The organism is Psychrobacter sp. 16-MNA-CIBAN-0192, assembly GCF_040309565.1.
GTDB lineage: Bacteria > Pseudomonadota > Gammaproteobacteria > Pseudomonadales > Moraxellaceae > Psychrobacter.
This window is the reverse complement of the sequence record NZ_JBEOOX010000319.1, coordinates 1-266: the sequence shown is the minus strand read 5'-3', so window position 1 is coordinate 266 and position 266 is coordinate 1. Positions and strand designations below refer to the sequence as shown.

1 pseudogene is annotated in these 266 nt (G+C 64.3%); it reads right to left on the bottom strand.

Annotated elements, in window-relative coordinates:
* Positions 1 to 266, bottom strand: a pseudogene (locus AAEY78_RS13395) (fatty acyl-AMP ligase); the annotation flags it as partial.

Below are 266 nucleotides of genomic sequence, written 5' to 3'. Positions count from 1 at the left end.
GCTGCCGCCGGCGACAAACAGGGTGGCTTCGGCGAGGCCGTAAGACGCGAAGAAATTATTCGGGGTGAAGCCACAGGCGGCGAATTTTTCCGCGAAGCGTTCCAGGGTATCGAGGCGGATCGGTTCGGAGCCCGAATAAGCCACGCGCCAGCGGCTCAAGTCGAGGCGCTCCAGGGCCGACTCACTGACCCGTTCGCTGCACAGACGGTAGGCGAAATCCGGGCCACCGCTGATGGTGCCGCCGTATTCGCTGATCGCCTCCAGCC